This is a genomic window from Streptomyces sp. NPDC050625 (assembly GCF_040654755.1).
Classification (GTDB): Bacteria; Actinomycetota; Actinomycetes; order Streptomycetales; family Streptomycetaceae; genus Streptomyces.
Genome location: NZ_JBFAIQ010000014.1, coordinates 90,199 through 107,181, shown reverse-complemented (window position 1 = coordinate 107,181; position 16,983 = coordinate 90,199). Strand labels below are relative to the sequence as shown.

Genomic DNA, 16,983 nt, shown 5'->3' with positions numbered 1-16,983 from the left:
GGGTTGTCTTCCTGGTTAGCCTCGACCCATGGTCAAGAAGCCCGCCCCCGACGCCACCCGGCGCAGCGAGAAGTCCCGCCGCGCGATCTACGACGCCGCCCTCGCCCTGGTCGCGGAGGCCGGGTACCCGAAGACCACCGTCGAGGGGATCGCCGCCCGGGCCGGGGTCGGCAAGCAGACCATCTACCGCTGGTGGGGCTCGAAGGCGGACGTCCTCCTGGAAGCCTTCCTGGACCTCGGCGAGCAGGCGGCACGGGCCGCGGGGCAGGAGCCGTACGAGATCCCGGACACCGGCGACCTCGCCGCCGACCTCAAGGCCGTCCTGCGCGCCACGGTCGACGAACTGCTCGACCCCCGCTTCGAGGCGCCCTCCCGCGCCCTGGCCGCCGAGGGCGTGGTCAACGAGCAGCTCGGCCGCGAGTTCGTCGGCAAGCTCCTCGAACCCCAGCTACAGCTGTACGTCGACCGGCTGCGCTCCGCGCAGACCCAGGGGCACGTACGACCCGAAGTCGACCCGCGTATCGCCCTGGAGATGTTCGTCTCGCCCCTCGCCCAGCGCTGGCTGCAGCGCACCGGACCCATCTCGTACGACTACACCGACACCCTGGTCGACTACGCGCTCGGTGGACTCGCCCCGCGCTGACCGAAAATCGCAGGTCGGAAGCCGGGCATGTCCCGACAAGGCACCCCGGCGCACGGGCAGGCGGGCGCATAGGGCATGCTGTGCGCAGCAGAGCGAGGCGAGGCGATACATGAGCGCGACGTTCGGCGGCCGCACCGGCCGGCAGGGCAAACTCTCCCAATGGCTGCGCGGACGCCGCCCGCAGGACGCGGCCGACGACGGCGGCCGTGAGGCCCTGCTGCTCGCCGCCGCCGGAGCGGGACTGCCGCTCGCGCCCGCCGCGTACCCCGCGCCCGGCTACCGCTGTTCGTGCGACCGCGTCGGCTGTCCCACCCCCGCCCGGCACCCGGTGTCGTTCGCCTGGCAGACGCAGTCAACCACCGACCGCGCCCAGATCGAGCGCTGGGCCCGGCATCAGCCGCAGGCCAACTTCATCACCGCGACCGGCATGGTGCACGACGTCCTCGACGTCCCCCTGGAGGCCGGCCGGCAGGCGCTGGAGCGGCTGCTCGGCTCCGGGGTCGAGGTGGGGCCGGTCGCCGAGAGCGACGACGGCCGCATGCTGTTCTTCGCCCTGACCCGCGGCACGCCCGAGGACGAGGACGAGTGGTGGCCGTGCGAACTGGACTGTCACCCCGAGACGATGGACGAGCACCCGGGGCTGCGCTGGCACTGCCGGGGCTCCTATGTGCTCGTACCGCCCGCCCGGCTGCCCGGTGACGACGACCGGACGGTGCGCTGGGTACGCGGCCCGGAGCATGCGCTGCCCGACCCGCTCAGCCTTCTTGAGGTGCTCACCGACGCCTGCGCCCGGCACGTCGGCGAGGAACCCGGCCACACGTCGGCGACCTGGCCCCTGCGCCGCTGAGGGCGGCGCGTCCTACTACTCGCCCTGCGCCGCCGTCAGTCCCTGGATACGGCCCAGCATCGACACCTTGCCGTCGCCCGAGCCCTTCTTCGGGTCCAGGACGACCTCGTTGGAGACGAACTCCAGCGTCAGCGACTGCTTGACCTCGCCCTTCGTCAGGGCCTGCACGTCCTTGTTCGGGGTCGGGACGGACGTGCCCGCGGCGGCGGTCTCCTTCTCGTAGTGGTGCGTGGTGAAGAACACCAGCGCCCCGCCGTCCTTCGTGCGCAGCGCCAGCGGCGCGTAGTCGCCGTCCGTGCGCGGCTCGTCGATGTACTGCGTGGCCAGGCCCGGCTTGCGGGCCTCCTTGGCGCGCGTCCTGCGCCAGCCGCTGGTGTGCTCGCCGTCCGCGAAGACACTGCCGCCGCTCTTCAGGTACGTCGCGTACTGCTCGCTCAGGTCCTGCGGGCGGACGGCGAGTTCGGGCGCGGTCGCCGGTACGGCCTCGGCCCAGCCGTCCTTGTCCGTCTGGAACTCGGGCACGCTGTCCGGGGCGAGCAGCGTCAGATACGCCACCTGGAAGGGCTCGGACAGGCTGTCGCGGGTGAAGACGAACAGCCAGCGGGCGCTGCCGCCCTTGTTGGCGGCGGTGTCGGCGACGAACCAGCGGGGCCAGCCCGCCTTCTTGGGAATGGTGAACTTCGCGTCCGACAGCTTCAGCGGCACGTGCCCCGCGTTGCCGCCGGGGTTGTTCGCATGGCCGGCCTTCAGCCGGGCGCTGTCGATGTCGCCGAGCGCACCGGTGACATGGTCCGCGTCCAGGGAGCTGTCGAACGCCTGGTCCGCCCGGTTGTAGGCGTCCGTGAACCGCGACAGCGCCTTCGCCGCCTCGGCCTTGGTGGTGGCGGGAATCACCTCGCGCTCCCCGTGCACCACCACACACCCACTCGCCGTCAGCGACAAAGCGACCAACGAGGCCGCTATGAGTGCGTTCCGGTCACCCCTACGAAGCGTACGAGACCTGCGATCCCTGCGCATTGGCTGCCTTCACCTTCCCCTTCCCGGAGCCGAACCCTACCGGGGCGGGGCGGCGGGCGGGTGGCGGGTTCCGTTACTGGTTCCGGTGGTCCGGGGGAGGAACGACGGCGGGGTCGCCCGGACCCGTGGCCCGGGCGACCCCGCCGTCGTTCTCTGCTGCCTTGTCCTCTGCTGCCTTGTCAGACCTGGTCAGACCTTGTCGCGGACCGCCGGAGGCGTCGGCTGTGGGGTCTTGCGGGTCAACAGGCCCGTCGGGGCGAGGAAGATGGCCAGTGTCGGGATCAGGTACAGGAGCCACACCGCGACCTGGACGACCGTCGGGTCGGGCTGGAAGTTGAACACGCCCTTGAGGAGCGTGCCGTACCAGCTGTCCGGCGCGATGGTGTCGCTGATGTCGAAGGCCAGGTTCCGGATGCCGGGGATCCAGTTGGCCTCCTGGAGGTCGTGGACGCCGTAGGCCAGCACGCCCGCGGCGACGACGACCAGCATGCCGCCGGTCCACGTGAAGAACTTGGCCAGGTTGATCTTCAGCGCGCCGCGGTAGAACAGCCAGCCCAGGAAGACCGCGGTGAGCAGGCCGAGCGCCACGCCGACCAGCGGGCGCGGAGTGCCGTCGCTGGCCGCGTGCACCGACGCCCACACGAACAGCGCGGTCTCCAGACCCTCCCGGCCGACGGCCAGGAACGCCGTCGCGACCAGCGCGCCCGTGCCCATCGCCAGCGCCGCGTCCAGCTTGCCGTGCAACTCCGCCTTCAGATGCCGGGCGGTGCGCCGCATCCAGAAGACCATCCACGTCACCAGGCCCACCGCGACGATGGACAGAGTCCCGCCGAGCGCCTCCTGCGCCTCGAACGTCAGCTCCTGCGAGCCGAATTCGAGGGCGCAGCCGAAGCCCATGGCGATGGCGACGGCGGTGCCGATGCCGATCCAGATGGGCTTGAGGGCGTCCTTGCGGTCCGTCTTGACCAGATAGGCGATGAGGATGCAGACGACGAGCGACGCCTCAAGACCCTCGCGCAGGCCGATCAGATAGTTGGAGAACACGGGCTACGCCTCCTCGGAGAACAGCGTCCGGCCCCACCAGTCGCGCTCGTCCCGGACACCGGGCGGAACCGCGAACACCGCCGAACCCACATGCTGGATGTATTCGTTGAGCGCGTCCTTCGCCGACAGCTGCCGCTGCAGCGGGATGAACCCCTTGCGCACGTCGCGCTGGTAGGCCAGGAAGAACAGCCCCGCGTCGAGGCGACCGAGCCCGTCCGTGCCGTCCGTGAAGGAGTAGCCCCGGCGCAGGATCGTGATCCCGTTGTTGGAGTCGGGATGCGCGAGGCGCACATGCGCGTCCGGCTTCATCGCCTTCAGGAACGGCTTGTCGTGCTCCTTGGCCTTGCCGACCGGCGCGCCCTCGCCCTTGTCCCGGCCGAAGATGTCCTCCTGCTCCTGCAGCGAGGTGCGGTCCCAGGTCTCGATGTGCATCCGGATGCGCCGGGCGACCAGATACGACCCACCGGTCATCCACGCCGAGTTCTTGCCGCCGTCGCCCTCGCCGACCCAGACGTACTTCTTCAGCCGGTCCGTCTCCGTACCCGCGATGTTGCGCGTGCCGTCCTTGAACCCCATCAGATTGCGCGGGGTCTGCGCGTCCGGCGTGGTCGAGGAGGTCTTGCCGAAGCCGAGCTGCGACCAGCGGATGACGACCTTGCCGAAGCCGATGCGGGCCAGGTTGCGGATGGCGTGCACGGCGACCTGCGGGTCGTCCGCGCAGGCCTGGATGCACAGGTCGCCGCCGGTGCGGGTGCGGTCGAGGTTGTCGCCGGGGAACTTCGGCAGGTCCACCAGCGCCTCGGGCCGCCGGTCCGCCAGCCCGAACTTGTCGAACAGCGACGGACCGAAGCCGATCGTCAGCGTCAGCCGCGAGGGCTTGAGGCCCAGCGCCTCACCGGTGTCGTCCGGCGGCGCCTCGGCCAGTCCGCCGTACGCGCCCTCGCCGACCGCCTTCCCGGCGGTCATCCGGTGCGCGGCCGCCGTCCAGTCCTTCAGCATCTGCACGAACTCGGCGTGGTCCTCGGTCTGCACGTCGAACGCGGCGAAGTGCAGCCGGTCCTGCACCGGCGTGGCGATGCCCGCCTGGTGGGCGCCGAGGAACTCCACCGCGGCGCCCGCCTCGGCGGCGACCGGGTCCACGTCGTCGCCGGTCCTGGCCATCGCCACCGCACCGCCGGCCGCGGCGGCACCGAGCGCGAGCCCGGCGCCGCCCCAGCCGATCAGCGAACGGCGGGTGGGGGAGGTGCTGTGCTGGGTCTCGGTCATCGCAGCGGTCCTACTTCTTCACGACGGCGACGGCGGCGGCGAGCTTCGACAGCGGTTCCGCGAGGGCGTTCACCGCGTCGGACAGCTCCTTGCGCTGGTCCTTGGTGACCTTGTCGTAGGAGACGAAGTCGTAGGAGGTCTTGTCGGAGCGGTACTTGTCGAGCTCCGCGTTCAGTGCGGTGAACTGCTTGTCGAGCTCGGTGGTCAGCGCCTGGTCGTTCTTCGAGGCGACCGGCTTGAGCAGCTCGTACGCCTTCTCGGCGCCCTCGACGTTGCCCTTGAAGTCGACCAGGTCGGTGTGCGCGTAGCGGTCCTCCTCGCCGGTGACCTTGCCGGTGGCGACCTCGTCGAGCAGTTCCTTGGCGCCGTTGGCCATGGAGGTCGGGGTGATCTCGGCCTTTCCGACCCGCTCCTGCCAGTCCTTCAGGTCCGTCACCAGCTGGTCGGCGAGGGTCTTCTCCTCGTCGCCGATCTTCTTGTCCTGCCAGAGGGCCTTCTCCAGGCGGTGCCAGCCGGTCCACTTCTGGCCGTCCTCCAGGCCGTCCTCACGGACGTCGACCTTGGGGTCGATGTCACCGAAGGACTCGGCGACCGGCTCGGTCCGCTCCCAGCCGAGTCGCGAGGGCGCGTACGCCTTCTGCGCGGCCGCCAGGTCGCCGTCCTTGACCGCCTTCACGAAGGTCTCGACGAGCGGCAGCGTGGCGTCGGCCTGCTCCCGGACGTACTCGCGGTAGTCGGCGACGGCCTTGTCCAGCTGCGGGTCACGCTTGGCGGTCGAGCCGCCGCCGGTGACCGTGAGCTTCTGCCGAATGCCGTGGCCCTTCATGCCCGGGACACAGGCGATCTCGTACGAGCCGGCCTTGACCTCGGCGGTCAGCGTGTACTTGGTGCCGGGGCCGATGTTCTCCTTCTCGGAGACGATCCGGTCGTCCGGGAAGAGGATCTCGACCTCGGTGGCCTTCGAGCCCTTGTTCTCGATCTTCAGGGTGACGTGGCCGGCCGGGACCGACTCGGCGGAGGTCTCGCACTTCGAGTCGGAGGCGGTCACCTGGATCGCGTCGCCGTCCTTGGCATCGCTCTTCGCCGTGCAGGCCGTGAGGGCGGTCAAAGCCGCCGTGGCGACGGCGGCGGTGACGGAGAGTCGGGCGGCTCGCATGCTGGCTCCAAGCGGAAACGGTGTGGTGAGGCTTGCCTAACTTACATGAGGCTTACCTCACCACTACCCGTCCAGATCGTGATTCACCTCTCACGGAAATCTCACAGGCACGGCTTGATCTCGACGGCTCAAAGTGGACCCCAAGGAATGTTAAAGGAAAGGTCAAGCGGAGTGCTTCGGGAACACCTCGCCCGGCTGGTCATGGACGCCCGAACGCAGCCGCTCGCCGAAAACCCCGGCGGGTGGAGGCCGGCCGCGACACGACCGGCGCACAGCATCGCGACCCGGCGCGCACAGCCCACCCGAAGCGCCGGACCGTGCAACACCACCCCTACGACGTCACCGGCGTGCGCTGTTCCCGACGCTGCCGACGCGAAGCCCCGGAGGAGCCGCGGCCTGGGACGAGTTGGCCGGGGCCGCGGTGCTTCAATGCCCGGGTGACTGATTACGACGTGCTGCGCGTGTTCTGCGCGGCGAACGGCGGATACGGCAACGAGCTCGGCGTCGTCCGTGACGGCTCACGGCTGCCCGACCAGGAGGACCGGCAGGCCTTCGCGGCGAAGCTCGGTTTCAGCGAGACCGTGTTCGTGGACGACCCCGAGCGCGGGGTCATCGACATCTACACCCCCACCCTGCGCCTCCCCTTCGCCGGTCACCCCTGCGTCGGCACGGCCTGGCTGCTGGACGTGCCCGAGCTGGTCACACCCGCGGGCGCCGTCGGGGCCCGGCTGGACGGCGAGTTCAGCTGGATCGAGGCGCTCCCGGAGTGGGCCCCGCCGCGCACCCTGCGCCGCTACGCCACCGCCGCCGAGGTCGACGCCCTGCCCGTCCCATCACCCGGCGAATGGATTTACGCCTGGGCCTGGGAGGACGAGTCGGCCGGCCGGATCCGCGCCCGTGCCTTCCCCGGCCGCGACGACGGCATCGAGGAGGACGAGGCCACCGGCGCGGCGGCGCTGCTGCTCACCGCGCAGCTGGGCCGGGCGCTCAACATCACTCAGGGCGCGGGCTCGCAGATCCTCACGGCACCGCAGCCGGGCGGCTGGGTCGAGGTGGGCGGACGGGTGTTCCTGGAACGCCAGCCCGAACGCCAGGCCGAGCGCGAGGCCGAGCGCCGGGCCTGGTCGGTCTAGGCGCTCAGCGGGAACTCCTCGCCCAGCTCCCTGAAGACCGCCGTGTTCAGCGCGAACGCCCGCCTGCACTCGGCGACGATCCGCTGCTTCTCCAGGTCGTCGGCGACGAGCGCGTCCAGCAGCTCCCGGTAACCCCGCTTGAACGCGGCGGGGTTGGGGATCCCCTCGAACACATAGAAGCGGACGCCGTCGCCCTTCTTCGCGAACCCCCACGTCCGCTCCGCCCGGTCACGGATGATCTGGCCGCCGGAGAGGTCGCCCAGGTAGCGGGTGTAGTGGTGGGCGACGTACCCGGCCGGCCACCGCTTTGCGCACTCCCGCACCCGGTCCGCGTACGCCCGCGTGGCCGGCAGCGCCCTCAGTCCCGCCCGCCACTTCGGCCCGCGCAGATGCGCCAGGTCCCGCTCCAGCGCCGCCAGCCGGTACAGCTCGGGCCGCACGAACGGCCCGGCCAACGGGTCCGACGCCAGCCGCTCGGCCTCGCCCTCCAGCGCCTCGTACACGAACCACAGCTGTTCGGTGTACCGCGCGTACGCCGCCACGCCGAGCCGCCCGCCGAGCAGGTCGCTCATGAACGTCGAGGTCTCGGCCGCCACGTGCGCCTCGTGGGACGCCGTGCGGATGAGTGTCGAGAACGAGAAGGGGTCCATGGGCAATGTCCTCGGTAGTCTTGCCGACACCCTGTCGGTAAAAGTCTACAAGAGGAAGCCCGCCCTCCAAAGGCGGCGGAGGACGGGCTCAGGCGCACGGGCGCGCGATCACGGCAGGGTCAGGATCTCCGCCCCGGTGTCCGTCACCACCAGCGTGTGCTCGAACTGCGCGGTCCGCCTGCGGTCCTTGGTCACGACGGTCCACCCGTCGTCCCACATGTCGTACTCGTGCGTCCCGAGCGTCAGCATCGGCTCGATCGTGAACGTCATCCCGGGCTGCATGACCGTCGTCGCGTGCGGGCTGTCGTAGTGCGGGATGATCAGTCCGGAGTGGAAGGACGAGTTGATCCCGTGGCCGGTGAAGTCCCGCACCACGCCGTACCCGAACCGCTTGGCGTACGACTCGATGACCCGGCCGATGATGTTGATCTGCCGGCCCGGCTTCACCGCCTTGATCGCCCGGTCGAGTGACTCCCGGGTCCGCTCCACCAGCAGCCGCGACTCCTCGTCGACGTCACCGACCAGGTACGTGGCGTTGTTGTCGCCGTGCACCCCGCCGATGTACGCGGTCACGTCCAGATTGACGATGTCGCCGTCCCGCAGCACCGTCGAGTCCGGGATGCCGTGGCAGATCACTTCGTTGACGCTGGTGCACAGCGACTTGGGGAACCCGCGGTAGCCCAACGTGGACGGGTAGGCGCCGTGGTCGCACATGTAGTCGTGGGCGACCTTGTCCAGCCGGTCCGTGGTCACACCCGGCGCGATGATCTTCGCGGCCTCGGCCATCGCCTGCGCGGCGATGCGCCCGGCGGTCCGCATGGCCTCGACGGTCTCCGGGGTCTGCACCTCCGGGCCGGTGTACGGCGTCGGCGCGGGCTTGCCGACGTACTCGGGGCGGCGGATGTTTCCGGGTACCGGACGGGTGGGAGAGAGCTCCCCTGGTACGAGCAGCGACTGGCCAGACATGCCAGCGAGTCTAACCAGCGGACATGGGGGAACATGTCGTTGGCGAGAGGAGCTGGTCATGGCCCTGTTCAAGAAGCGCACGGTCGGCAAGCCGGGCGAGTGGTACTACTGCCTGGAGCACAAGAAGGTCGAGGAGGGGCCGGAGTGCCCGGCCAAGGACCGCTTCGGGCCCTACACCACCCGGGCGGAGGCCGAACACGCGATGGAGACGGCCCGCGAGCGCAACCTCGAATGGGAGAACGACCCGCGCTGGCACGACGCGCCGGCCGGCGGCGACCCGGACGAGGACTGACGATCAGGCCTTGGCCGGTTCGGCGGCGGTTGCGCGGCGCTCGCGCAGCCGTACCGCGTGCTCGTTCGTCCGCGCGTCGTACGTCATGAGCCCCGGCAGGCACAGCGCCAGCAGCCCCACCGCGCCCGCGCACGCCGGCCCGCCGGACCAGACGACGGCCCGCACACCCGCCCAGGCGGCGAAACCGCCCGCCCGGACCTGACCGAGCTGCGGCCCCACCGAGTAAGAGAGCAGCTCGATCCCGGCGAGCCTGCCGCGCAGCTCGTCCGGGATCGTCTGGTTCCACATCGCGGCCCGGAAGATCCCGCTGACCATGTCGAACCCACCACCGATGGTCAGGAACAGCAGCACGGCAGCGCGGGCCGCTGCGCGGAAACCCCGTCCAACCCTCGGAGAGGACCGGCGGGTCACCAAGGCGCGGCTGGAGGGGCCGTCAGGGTTTCCGCCAGGCGGGACAGGCGGTCGCGGAAGCCGCGCCGGGCCCTCGGAGAGGCTCCGTTCTCGCCTGCTGCCGCGCTGACCAGGTGCTGCACCGTGTCCAGGTCCAGTTCCGCGCCCTCCGGCACGGCCAGTGACTCGTGGGCCATTGCCTCCAGTTCGCTCCCGCCGCAGCCCAGGGCCAGGACCGTCACCCCGGACCGCCGGGCGTCGTGCACCCGCTCCAGCAGCGGCGCGGGCTCCTCGGGGGCCACGACCAGCAGGGTCTCGCCGCGCTGCGCCGCGCCGATCCGTCCCGGTCCGACCGCCAGGTGCGCGGGGTCCGAGGGACGCGCGTCGTGCCGCACGAGCGTCGGGGCCAGCTCCGGCGTGCCCGACCACGCGGCCTCGTCCACCAGATGGGCCGCCAGATGCCACGGCTCGTACTCCGGTGTGCCCACGAGCAGCAGCCCGCCCCCGTGCGCCACCACGGACCCGCGCAGCGCCCCGGCGAACCGCCGCGTGGCATCCAGCCACTCCGTCCCGGCAAGCACTTCGCGCAGCAGCGCGACCCGTACGGCGTCCATACGACCGCATCCTGCCGCAACCGGTCACTCGTGACGCGGAGTTCACCACGAATTCGCCCAACTCGGGGACACTGCTCCGACAATGCCCTGTCACCGGAGACCCACATCTGCTCGGGAGCCCGCCAGATGACAGCAGTCACCGTCCCCTTCCGCGCCGGTGAAGAGGGCTACGCCAGCTATCGGATCCCGGCGGTCGTCGCAACCGCCTCCGGCACCCTGCTGGCGTTCTGCGAGGGCCGGGTCGGCTCCGCGAAGGACCACGGCCAGATCGACATCGTGCTGAAGCGCTCCACGGACGGCGGCCGCACCTGGAGCCCGCTCAAGGTCGCCGCGAGCAACGGCGACGACCTCGCCGGAAACCCCGCCCCCGTCGTCCTCGACACCGGCCGCATCCTGCTCGTCCACGTCCGCGCGGCCGCCGCCGCGAGCGAGGACTCCATCCTGCGCGGCAGGGTGAAGGCCGCCGACGGCCGCCGCGTATGGGTGCAGCACAGCGACGACGACGGCGTCAGCTGGTCCCGGCCGAAGGAGATCACCAAGTCGGTGAAGAAGGCGGGCTGGCGCTGGTACGCCACCTGCCCCGGCCACGCGATCCAGCTGCGCTCCGGCCGGGTCCTCGTCCCCGGCAACCACACCGCGCCGCCCACCGGCACCGACCTCGGCAACGAGCCCAGATACAACAGCGGCCACTGCCTGCTCAGCGACGACCGCGGCGAGACCTGGTTCCTCGGCTACGTCGACGAGAACACCGACGGCTATGTCAACGTCAACGAGACCACCGCCGCCGAACTCCCCGACGGCCGCGTCTACTTCAACACCCGCAACGACTCCCCGTCCCCCGGCAACCGCGCCGACGCCCACTCGAAGGACGGCGGGAAGACCCTCGTCAAACCGTTCCGCCCGCAGGCCGGCCTCACCGCCCCCGTCTGCGAGGCCAGCGTCCTCCAGCTCCGCGACCCCGACCTGCTCCTCTACTCCGGCCCCGCCGACCCCACCGACCGCGCCCTGATGACCGTCCGCGCCTCGACCGACGGCGGCACCACCTGGCGCCCGGTCCACACGGTCGACGGGCTGCCTGCCGCCTACTCCGACCTGGTCCGCGTCGACCGGGACACCGTCGGACTCCTCTACGAGACCGGCGACTTCGGCCCGTACGAGACGATCACCTTCCGGCGGCTGCCGGTCACGGATCTCACCTGACGCGGTGCGCGAACGAGGGCGGACGTAGAGTCGCCGCATGACCTCTACCGACAGTGCACAGCAGCCCGCGAAGGCCCCCGCCAAGGACCCCTGGGACCTGCCCGACGTCTCCGGGCTCGTCGTCGGCGTGCTCGGTGGCACCGGGCCGCAGGGCAAGGGCCTCGCCTACCGGCTCGCCAGGGCCGGCCAGAAGGTGATCATCGGCTCCCGGGCCACCGAGCGCGCCCAGGCCGCCGCCGACGAGCTCGGCCACGGCATCGAGGGCTTCGACAACGCCGAGACCGCCCGGCGCAGCGACATCGTGATCGTCGCCGTGCCCTGGGAGGGGCACGGCAAGACCCTGGAGTCCCTGCGCGAGGAGCTGTCCGGCAAGCTCGTCGTGGACTGCGTCAACCCGCTCGGCTTCGACAAGCAGGGCGCCTACGCGCTGAAGCCGGAGGAAGGCAGCGCCGCCCAGCAGGCCGCCGCCCTGCTCCCGGACTCCCGGGTGACCGCCGCCTTCCACCACCTCTCGGCGGTACTGCTGGAGGACCCGGAGATCGAGCGGATCGACACCGACGTCATGGTGCTCGGCGAGGACCGGTCCGACGTGGAGATCGTCCAGGCGCTGGCCGGCCGCATCTCCGGCATGCGCGGCATCTTCGCGGGGCGGCTGCGCAACGCCCACCAGGTGGAGTCACTGGTCGCGAACCTGATCTCCGTCAACCGCCGGTACAAGGCGCACGCGGGACTCAGAATCACAGACGTGTGAGCGCGGCTGTCACAGTCGTGTGAGTCCGTGGCCACCGTCGTGTGAGACGTCGGGGCGCATGGGGGACACTGGACGCCATCAGCAGTGTCCCCCGACAGGAGCCCCTTCCCATGCCCCGCCTCGCCTTCTACACCCTCGTCGTCTGTCTGCTGGCCGTGGCCGCCGCGGTCGTCTCCTTCGTGCAGGGCAGCTGGCTGGGGATCGTCTGGGTGCTGATCGCGGGGCTGTCGTCCAACATGACCTGGTACTACATCAAGCGCGGCCGCGGCGCCGGCGGCAAGTCCGTCACGGGCTGACCGCGCAGTACTCGTCGGTGCCCAGCCAGAAGCGGTAGAGCTGCTGGCCGCAGTACCGGTCGTCGCCGGTGATCCCCAGAGCGCGCAGGATCGTGTCGATCACATCGAAGAACGCGTGGTTGAGGGACGGCACCCACAGCAACGCGAACACGAACAGCAGGCCGAACGGCGCGAACGGCTCCACCTGGCGCTTCACGCCGTACGACAGCCAGGGCTCGATCACGCCGTAGCCGTCCAGGCCCGGCACCGGCAGGAAGTTCAGGATCGCGGCCGTGACCTGGAGCAGCGCCAGGAAGGCCAGCGCGTACCGGAAGTCGCGTGGCACCCCGTCCAGGGCGTGCAGCCAGAACGGGGCCGTGCACACCGCCGCGAACAGCACGTTCGTCAGCGGGCCCGCCGCCGAGATCAGGCTGTGCCGCCAGCGCCCCTTGATCCGGCCGCGCTCGATGAACACCGCGCCACCGGGCAGACCGATACCGCCCATGATCACGAACAGCACGGGCAGCACGATGCTCAGCAGCGCGTGCGTGTACTTCAGCGGGTTCAGCGTGAGGTAGCCCTTGGCGCCGACCGAGATGTCCCCGCTGTGCAGCGCGGTGCGCGCGTGCGCGTACTCGTGCAGACACAGGGACACGATCCAGGCCGCCGTCACGAACAGGAACACGGCGAGCCCCGGCTGCGCGGCGAACCCGGTCCAGGTGGCCCACCCCGTGACCGCGGTGACGGCCAGGATGCCCAGGAAGACGGGACTGATCCGCCGGTCGCTGCGGCTGCGGGCGGTTGCGGAGGTCATCGGCGGGGCTCCCTGGGGGACTGGGGCGGTCGGCGAGCCCGACCGTACCGGGCACGAGGGGAAAACGTCTCGCGGTGCGCCGTCGGTTCCTGAAGGGTGGGCGCATGGGAACGTGGCGGGTGTTCTACGAAAGCTGGCAGATGGAGTGCTGCGGTACACCCTTCTCGGTGGGGGAGGAGGTGAGCTGGCCGCTCGCGCCCATGGACCCCGAGGACATCCGGGCGTGGAGCCGGGAGGGGGAGCGCGACCGGTACGACGGGACGGTCAGGTTCGAGGGCCACGGAGACCGCCTGCCCGCGACCCGGGGCCGGGTCCTCGACATCCGTCTCGTGCGCGAGGAGTACGCGGAGCGCAGCCCGGGAGCGGACACCCTCGAACCGGTGTCCGGCACGAGGTCGCTCACACCCGTCGACGCCTGCCCGAAGTGGTTCGAGCACGAGGAACCCCGTACGAAGTCGGGGTTGCGCCGCGCCCGCCTCGCGACCGGCGTCCTCGTCACCCTCGACGTCCCGGGCGCCCCGCCGCCGGAACTCCGTGACCGGCCCTGACACCACCGGAGACAATGGACCCCGTGCGCTATCGCATCCTCGGCACCACCCAGGCGCTCCGCCCCGACGGCACGGCCGTTCCCGTGGGCGGGGCGCGACTGCGTGCCCTGCTGACCGTGCTGGCCCTGCGACCCGGCCGTATCGTGCCGGTGGGCCTGCTGGTCGACGAGGTGTGGCACGGGGACCCGCCCGCCGACGCGGCCGGTGCGCTGCAGGCACTGGTGGGCCGACTGCGCCGGGCACTCGGCTCGGACGCGGTCGCCTCGGCGGAGGGCGGCTACCGGCTCGCCGCCGCCCCCGACGACGTCGATCTGCACCGCTTCGAGCGGCTCACCGGCGACGGCCTGCGCGCCCTGGCCCACGGCGACCCCGCCAAGGCGGCCGGCGCCCTCGACGACGCCCTCGCGCTCTGGCACGATCCGGCCCTCGCCGACCTGCCCGACCGCACCGCGGAGGCCGCCCGCCGGGAGGCCCGCCGCCTCGACGCCCTGCGCGCCCGGCACACCGCCGCGCTGGCCCTGGGCGAGGCCGAGCACTCCCTGCCCGAGCTCACCGCCCTGTGCGACACCCACCCGCTGGACGAGTCCCTCCAGTGCCTGCGGCTGCGCGCCCTGCGCGAGGCGGGCCGCGCGGCGGAGGCCCTGGCCGCCTACGAGGACGTACGACAGCTGCTCGCGGACCGGCTCGGCTCCGACCCCGGCCCCGAACTGCGCGCGCTGCACGCGGAGTTGCTGGACCTCTCGGCGGGCTCCCGGGAGCACACCGGCGTGGCACGGGCGGACCTCTCCGCCGATGGCCGGGCCGCGGACGCCCCCGCCGAAGTCCGCCCGGCCGGCACGACCACCGGCAACCTCCCCGCCCGGCTCACCTCCTTCGTCGGCCGGGAGGGCGACATCGAGGCCATCCGGGGGGACCTCGCGGCCGCCCGGCTGGTCACCCTGCTCGGGCCCGGCGGGGCCGGAAAGACCCGGCTGTCGCAGGAGGCCGCCGAGACCGTGCGGTATGCCACCCGGGACGGGGTGTGGCTGGCCGAGCTGGCGCCCGTCGACGACCCGGACGCCGTACCGGGAGCCGTCCTCACCGCGATCGGCGCCCGCGAGACCGTGCTGCACGGCGCCGGGGCCGAGAGCATGCGGGCCGCCGCCGCCGACCGGCACGACGACCCCATGGAGCGACTGGTCGAGCACTGCGGCCGCCGCCGCATGCTGATCATCCTCGACAACTGCGAGCACGTCGTGGACGCGGCCGCCCGCCTGGTGGAGCGGCTCCTGGAACGCTGCCCGGAGCTGACGGTCCTGGCCACCAGCCGTGAACCCCTCGGCGTACCGGGCGAGTTGCTGCGCCCCGTGGAACCGCTGCCGGAGCCCTTCGCGCTCCGGCTGCTCGCCGACCGGGGCACCTCGGCGCGCCCCGGGTTCCGGGTCGACGACGACCGCGCGGCCTGCGCGGAGATCTGCCGCCGCCTCGACGGCCTCCCCCTCGCCATCGAGCTGGCGGCCGCCCGGCTGCGGATGATGACACCGCGTCAGCTCGCAGACCGGCTCGACGACCGCTTCCGGCTGCTCACCTCGGGCAGCCGCACCGTGCTGCCCCGCCAGCAGACCCTGCGTGCCGTCGTCGACTGGTCCTGGGATCTCCTCGACGAGGACGAACGGGACGTCCTGCGCCGCCTGTCGGTGTTCGCCGGCGGCTGCGACCTCGCCGCCGCCGAGGCGGTGTGCGGACCGGTCGCGCTGGAGGCACTCGGTTCGCTGGTCGACAAGTCCCTCGTCGTGGCGGCGCCCGCGCCCGACGGCGCGATGCGCTACCGGCTCCTGGAGACCGTGGCCGAGTACGCGGGCGAACGGCTCGACGAGGCCGGGCAGCGCAAGGAGACCGAGCGCGCGCATCTGACGTACTACCGCGAACTCGCCCGCACCACCGACCCGTTGCTGCGCGGCCCCGGCCAGCGCGACGCCGTGCGGCGGCTCCAGCTGGAGTACGAGAACCTGCGCACCGCCCTGCGCCACGCCGTCGTCGAACAGGACGAGCAGGAAGGGCTCTGCCTTGTCCTCTCCCTGGTCTGGTACTGGCAGATGCGCGATCTGCGCATCGAGGCCCGCACCTGGTGCCAGGAGGTCATGGCCCTCGGTCCCGACCCCTTCACCGAGCCGCCGCGCCGCGCCGAACCGGTCTGGCAGCGCTGCATCGACACCCCGCCGCCGCTGACCGGCGAACTCCTCGTCGAGGCCCGTCGCGGTGTCCACCTCGTCCATCTCTCCTGCATGGACACGGAGCTGGACGCCTGGCAGGTCCCGGCGGCGCAGGCGAAGCTGCGCGTGATCACCGAGGTGTACGAGCCCGGTCTGCCGCAGACGTGCCGTTCCCCCGGCATGTACTGGTTCTTCGCCGTGATGCTGACCGGCAGCGCGGACCGGCTGCTGGAGATCATCGACGGCTGCGTCCGCACCTGCCGCGAGACCCCGGGCTTCGAGTGGGAACTGGCCGGATCCCTGCAGATGCGAGCCAACGTCCTCGCCAACCGCACCGCCTGGGCGGGCGACGCGACCCGGGACGCGGAGGAGGCGCTGGAGATCTTCCGGCGCCTCGGCGACGACTGGGGCACCGCCGAGGCGCTCTCCGCCCGCGCCGAGGCCCGGGAACGCAAGGGCGACTACGTAAGGGCCGCGGACGACTACCGGGCGGCCGTCGAGCACGCCGAACGCCTCGGCGCCCGCGCCCAGACGGCGGTGCTCACCGCCCGGCTGGGCAGCGTGCTCATCGAAGCGGGCGAGACGGAACGCGGCGAGAGGCTGCTGCGCGAGGTCACCGCCGTCGGTGACGGCACGACCCACGAGGCCATGCCCATCGCCCGGCTCTTCCTCGCCTGCCGGCTCAGCCTGACCGGCCGTACCGCGGAGGCGCGCGAGCAACTCCGGTTGCTGCGCGAGGAGTTCAAGATCGCGCACTTCATCGTCTTCGACGCGATCATCCTCGGCCAGGAGGCCTGGGTGGACGCCGTCGACGGCCGTCACGCGGAGAGCCTGGTCCGGGTCCGGGAGGCGCTGCGGCACGCCGCCGATCCGCTGTCCCAGGTCATCACCCCGCACATGGACTCCATCTGCCTGACCGTCGCGGCGATGGCCCTCGCCGGCGTCGACGGCGGCACCCGTGCCGCCGACGCCGCCCGGTGCCTGGCCGCCGCCGACGCGCTGCTGCCGCCGGGCCATGTCGCCTCCGGTACGGAGCGCGAGGTGCGGGAGCAGACCGTGGCCCGGATCCGGGCCGCGCTCGACGCCGAGGCGTACGAGGCCGCGTACGCGCAGGGCGGTGGCCTCTCCCTCGCGGAGGCCACCGCCCTGGTCTGACCTGGTCTGACCTGGTCTGACAGGCGCGAC

17 protein-coding genes and 1 pseudogene are annotated in these 16,983 nt (G+C 71.8%); 9 read left to right on the top strand and 9 right to left on the bottom strand.

Features of this window, described 5'->3' with window-relative positions:
- Positions 1-28: 28 nt before the first annotated feature.
- Both AB0I54_RS27795 and AB0I54_RS27790 read left to right on the top strand, forming a co-directional pair.
- Positions 29-643: a TetR/AcrR family transcriptional regulator gene (locus AB0I54_RS27795; RefSeq protein ID WP_363298879.1), complete on the top strand. Its 615-nt coding sequence runs from the start codon at positions 29-31 to the stop codon at positions 641-643.
- A 109-nt stretch (positions 644-752) separates the two neighbouring features.
- Positions 753-1,490 carry a bifunctional DNA primase/polymerase gene (locus AB0I54_RS27790; RefSeq protein WP_363298878.1) on the top strand — a complete coding sequence of 246 codons (738 nt, stop codon included), beginning with the start codon at positions 753-755 and terminating at the stop codon, positions 1,488-1,490.
- 15 nt (positions 1,491-1,505) lie between these two features.
- Here the strand turns inward: AB0I54_RS27790 and AB0I54_RS27785 are convergent, their stop codons facing one another.
- From AB0I54_RS27785 to efeO, 4 genes are all read right to left on the bottom strand, one after another.
- Positions 1,506-2,507: a hypothetical protein gene (locus AB0I54_RS27785; RefSeq protein WP_363298877.1), complete on the bottom strand. Its 1,002-nt coding sequence runs from the start codon at positions 2,505-2,507 to the stop codon at positions 1,506-1,508.
- A 189-nt stretch (positions 2,508-2,696) separates the two neighbouring features.
- Complete coding sequence (gene efeU, locus AB0I54_RS27780) at positions 2,697-3,551, bottom strand: iron uptake transporter permease EfeU (RefSeq protein ID WP_363298876.1); 855 nt, start codon at positions 3,549-3,551, stop codon at positions 2,697-2,699.
- A 3-nt stretch (positions 3,552-3,554) separates the two neighbouring features.
- Complete coding sequence (efeB, locus tag AB0I54_RS27775; protein WP_363298875.1) at positions 3,555-4,817, bottom strand: iron uptake transporter deferrochelatase/peroxidase subunit; 1,263 nt, start codon at positions 4,815-4,817, stop codon at positions 3,555-3,557.
- A gap of 10 nt (positions 4,818-4,827) precedes the next feature.
- The gene (efeO, locus tag AB0I54_RS27770) at positions 4,828-5,973 is read right to left on the bottom strand and encodes an iron uptake system protein EfeO (protein WP_363298874.1); all 1,146 of its coding nucleotides are present in this window, start codon (positions 5,971-5,973) and stop codon (positions 4,828-4,830) included.
- 437 nt (positions 5,974-6,410) lie between these two features.
- Between efeO and AB0I54_RS27765 the strand changes: the two genes are divergently transcribed.
- The gene (locus AB0I54_RS27765; RefSeq protein WP_363298873.1) at positions 6,411-7,106 is read left to right on the top strand and encodes a PhzF family phenazine biosynthesis protein; all 696 of its coding nucleotides are present in this window, start codon (positions 6,411-6,413) and stop codon (positions 7,104-7,106) included.
- On the opposite strand, the gene AB0I54_RS27760 is transcribed toward AB0I54_RS27765, so the two are convergent.
- Complete coding sequence (locus tag AB0I54_RS27760) at positions 7,103-7,756, bottom strand: biliverdin-producing heme oxygenase (RefSeq protein ID WP_363298872.1); 654 nt, start codon at positions 7,754-7,756, stop codon at positions 7,103-7,105. The genes AB0I54_RS27765 and AB0I54_RS27760 overlap by 4 nt on opposite strands.
- A 108-nt stretch (positions 7,757-7,864) precedes the next feature.
- Positions 7,865-8,722: a type I methionyl aminopeptidase gene (map, locus tag AB0I54_RS27755; protein ID WP_363298871.1), complete on the bottom strand. Its 858-nt coding sequence runs from the start codon at positions 8,720-8,722 to the stop codon at positions 7,865-7,867.
- 58 nt (positions 8,723-8,780) lie between these two features.
- Here map and AB0I54_RS27750 point away from each other — a divergent pair, with 58 nt between their 5' ends.
- Positions 8,781-9,014, top strand: a complete 234-nt coding sequence (locus tag AB0I54_RS27750) for a hypothetical protein (protein ID WP_363298870.1) — start codon at positions 8,781-8,783, stop codon at positions 9,012-9,014.
- Positions 9,015-9,017: 3 nt separating this feature from the next.
- Here AB0I54_RS27750 and AB0I54_RS27745 read toward each other — a convergent pair.
- Together AB0I54_RS27745 and AB0I54_RS27740 are read right to left on the bottom strand one after the other, a co-directional pair.
- Positions 9,018-9,365 (bottom strand): annotated as a pseudogene (locus AB0I54_RS27745) (MFS transporter); the annotation flags it as partial.
- A gap of 56 nt (positions 9,366-9,421) precedes the next feature.
- A complete protein-coding gene (locus tag AB0I54_RS27740) occupies positions 9,422-10,018 on the bottom strand; it encodes a hypothetical protein (RefSeq protein WP_363298869.1) in 597 nt (198 codons plus the stop codon).
- Positions 10,019-10,144: 126 nt separating this feature from the next.
- Between AB0I54_RS27740 and AB0I54_RS27735 the strand changes: the two genes are divergently transcribed.
- The 3 genes from AB0I54_RS27735 (at position 10,145) to AB0I54_RS27725 (ending at position 12,265) form a co-directional block, all read left to right on the top strand.
- Positions 10,145-11,218 (top strand): sialidase family protein, encoded by a 1,074-nt coding sequence (locus AB0I54_RS27735; RefSeq protein WP_363298868.1) that lies wholly within the window; start codon positions 10,145-10,147, stop codon positions 11,216-11,218.
- 37 nt (positions 11,219-11,255) lie between these two features.
- On the top strand, positions 11,256-11,969 hold the full coding sequence (npdG, locus tag AB0I54_RS27730) for an NADPH-dependent F420 reductase (protein ID WP_363298867.1): 714 nt from the start codon (positions 11,256-11,258) through the stop codon (positions 11,967-11,969).
- 110 nt (positions 11,970-12,079) lie between these two features.
- Positions 12,080-12,265 (top strand): hypothetical protein, encoded by a 186-nt coding sequence (locus AB0I54_RS27725; protein ID WP_363298866.1) that lies wholly within the window; start codon positions 12,080-12,082, stop codon positions 12,263-12,265.
- Here the strand turns inward: AB0I54_RS27725 and AB0I54_RS27720 are convergent.
- Positions 12,255-13,058 carry a site-2 protease family protein gene (locus AB0I54_RS27720; protein WP_363298865.1) on the bottom strand — a complete coding sequence of 268 codons (804 nt, stop codon included), beginning with the start codon at positions 13,056-13,058 and terminating at the stop codon, positions 12,255-12,257. The two genes, AB0I54_RS27725 and AB0I54_RS27720, sit on opposite strands and share 11 nt — an antisense overlap.
- A 104-nt stretch (positions 13,059-13,162) precedes the next feature.
- Here AB0I54_RS27720 and AB0I54_RS27715 point away from each other — a divergent pair, with 104 nt between their 5' ends.
- Positions 13,163-13,606 carry a DUF6578 domain-containing protein gene (locus tag AB0I54_RS27715; protein WP_363298864.1) on the top strand — a complete coding sequence of 148 codons (444 nt, stop codon included), beginning with the start codon at positions 13,163-13,165 and terminating at the stop codon, positions 13,604-13,606.
- A gap of 14 nt (positions 13,607-13,620) precedes the next feature.
- Positions 13,621-16,953, top strand: a complete 3,333-nt coding sequence (locus AB0I54_RS27710; RefSeq protein ID WP_363298863.1) for a BTAD domain-containing putative transcriptional regulator — start codon at positions 13,621-13,623, stop codon at positions 16,951-16,953.
- Positions 16,954-16,983: the final 30 nt, after the last annotated feature.

Bases quoted from the DNA above. Each gene is read 5' to 3' on its own strand.
- AB0I54_RS27795 (WP_363298879.1), top strand. From the start codon at position 29: ATGGTCAAGAAGCCCGCCCCCGACGCCACCCGGCGCAGCGAGAAGTCC.
- AB0I54_RS27785 (WP_363298877.1), bottom strand. From the start codon at position 2,507: ATGCGCAGGGATCGCAGGTCTCGTACGCTTCGTAGGGGTGACCGGAAC.
- AB0I54_RS27725 (WP_363298866.1), top strand. From the start codon at position 12,080: ATGCCCCGCCTCGCCTTCTACACCCTCGTCGTCTGTCTGCTGGCCGTG.
- AB0I54_RS27715 (WP_363298864.1), top strand. From the start codon at position 13,163: ATGGGAACGTGGCGGGTGTTCTACGAAAGCTGGCAGATGGAGTGCTGC.
- map (WP_363298871.1), bottom strand. From the start codon at position 8,722: ATGTCTGGCCAGTCGCTGCTCGTACCAGGGGAGCTCTCTCCCACCCGT.
- efeO (WP_363298874.1), bottom strand. From the start codon at position 5,973: ATGCGAGCCGCCCGACTCTCCGTCACCGCCGCCGTCGCCACGGCGGCT.
- npdG (WP_363298867.1), top strand. From the start codon at position 11,256: ATGACCTCTACCGACAGTGCACAGCAGCCCGCGAAGGCCCCCGCCAAG.
- AB0I54_RS27760 (WP_363298872.1), bottom strand. From the start codon at position 7,756: ATGGACCCCTTCTCGTTCTCGACACTCATCCGCACGGCGTCCCACGAG.
- efeB (WP_363298875.1), bottom strand. From the start codon at position 4,817: ATGACCGAGACCCAGCACAGCACCTCCCCCACCCGCCGTTCGCTGATC.
- AB0I54_RS27720 (WP_363298865.1), bottom strand. From the start codon at position 13,058: ATGACCTCCGCAACCGCCCGCAGCCGCAGCGACCGGCGGATCAGTCCC.
- AB0I54_RS27750 (WP_363298870.1), top strand. From the start codon at position 8,781: ATGGCCCTGTTCAAGAAGCGCACGGTCGGCAAGCCGGGCGAGTGGTAC.
- AB0I54_RS27790 (WP_363298878.1), top strand. From the start codon at position 753: ATGAGCGCGACGTTCGGCGGCCGCACCGGCCGGCAGGGCAAACTCTCC.
- AB0I54_RS27710 (WP_363298863.1), top strand. From the start codon at position 13,621: ATGGACCCCGTGCGCTATCGCATCCTCGGCACCACCCAGGCGCTCCGC.
- AB0I54_RS27735 (WP_363298868.1), top strand. From the start codon at position 10,145: ATGACAGCAGTCACCGTCCCCTTCCGCGCCGGTGAAGAGGGCTACGCC.
- AB0I54_RS27740 (WP_363298869.1), bottom strand. From the start codon at position 10,018: ATGGACGCCGTACGGGTCGCGCTGCTGCGCGAAGTGCTTGCCGGGACG.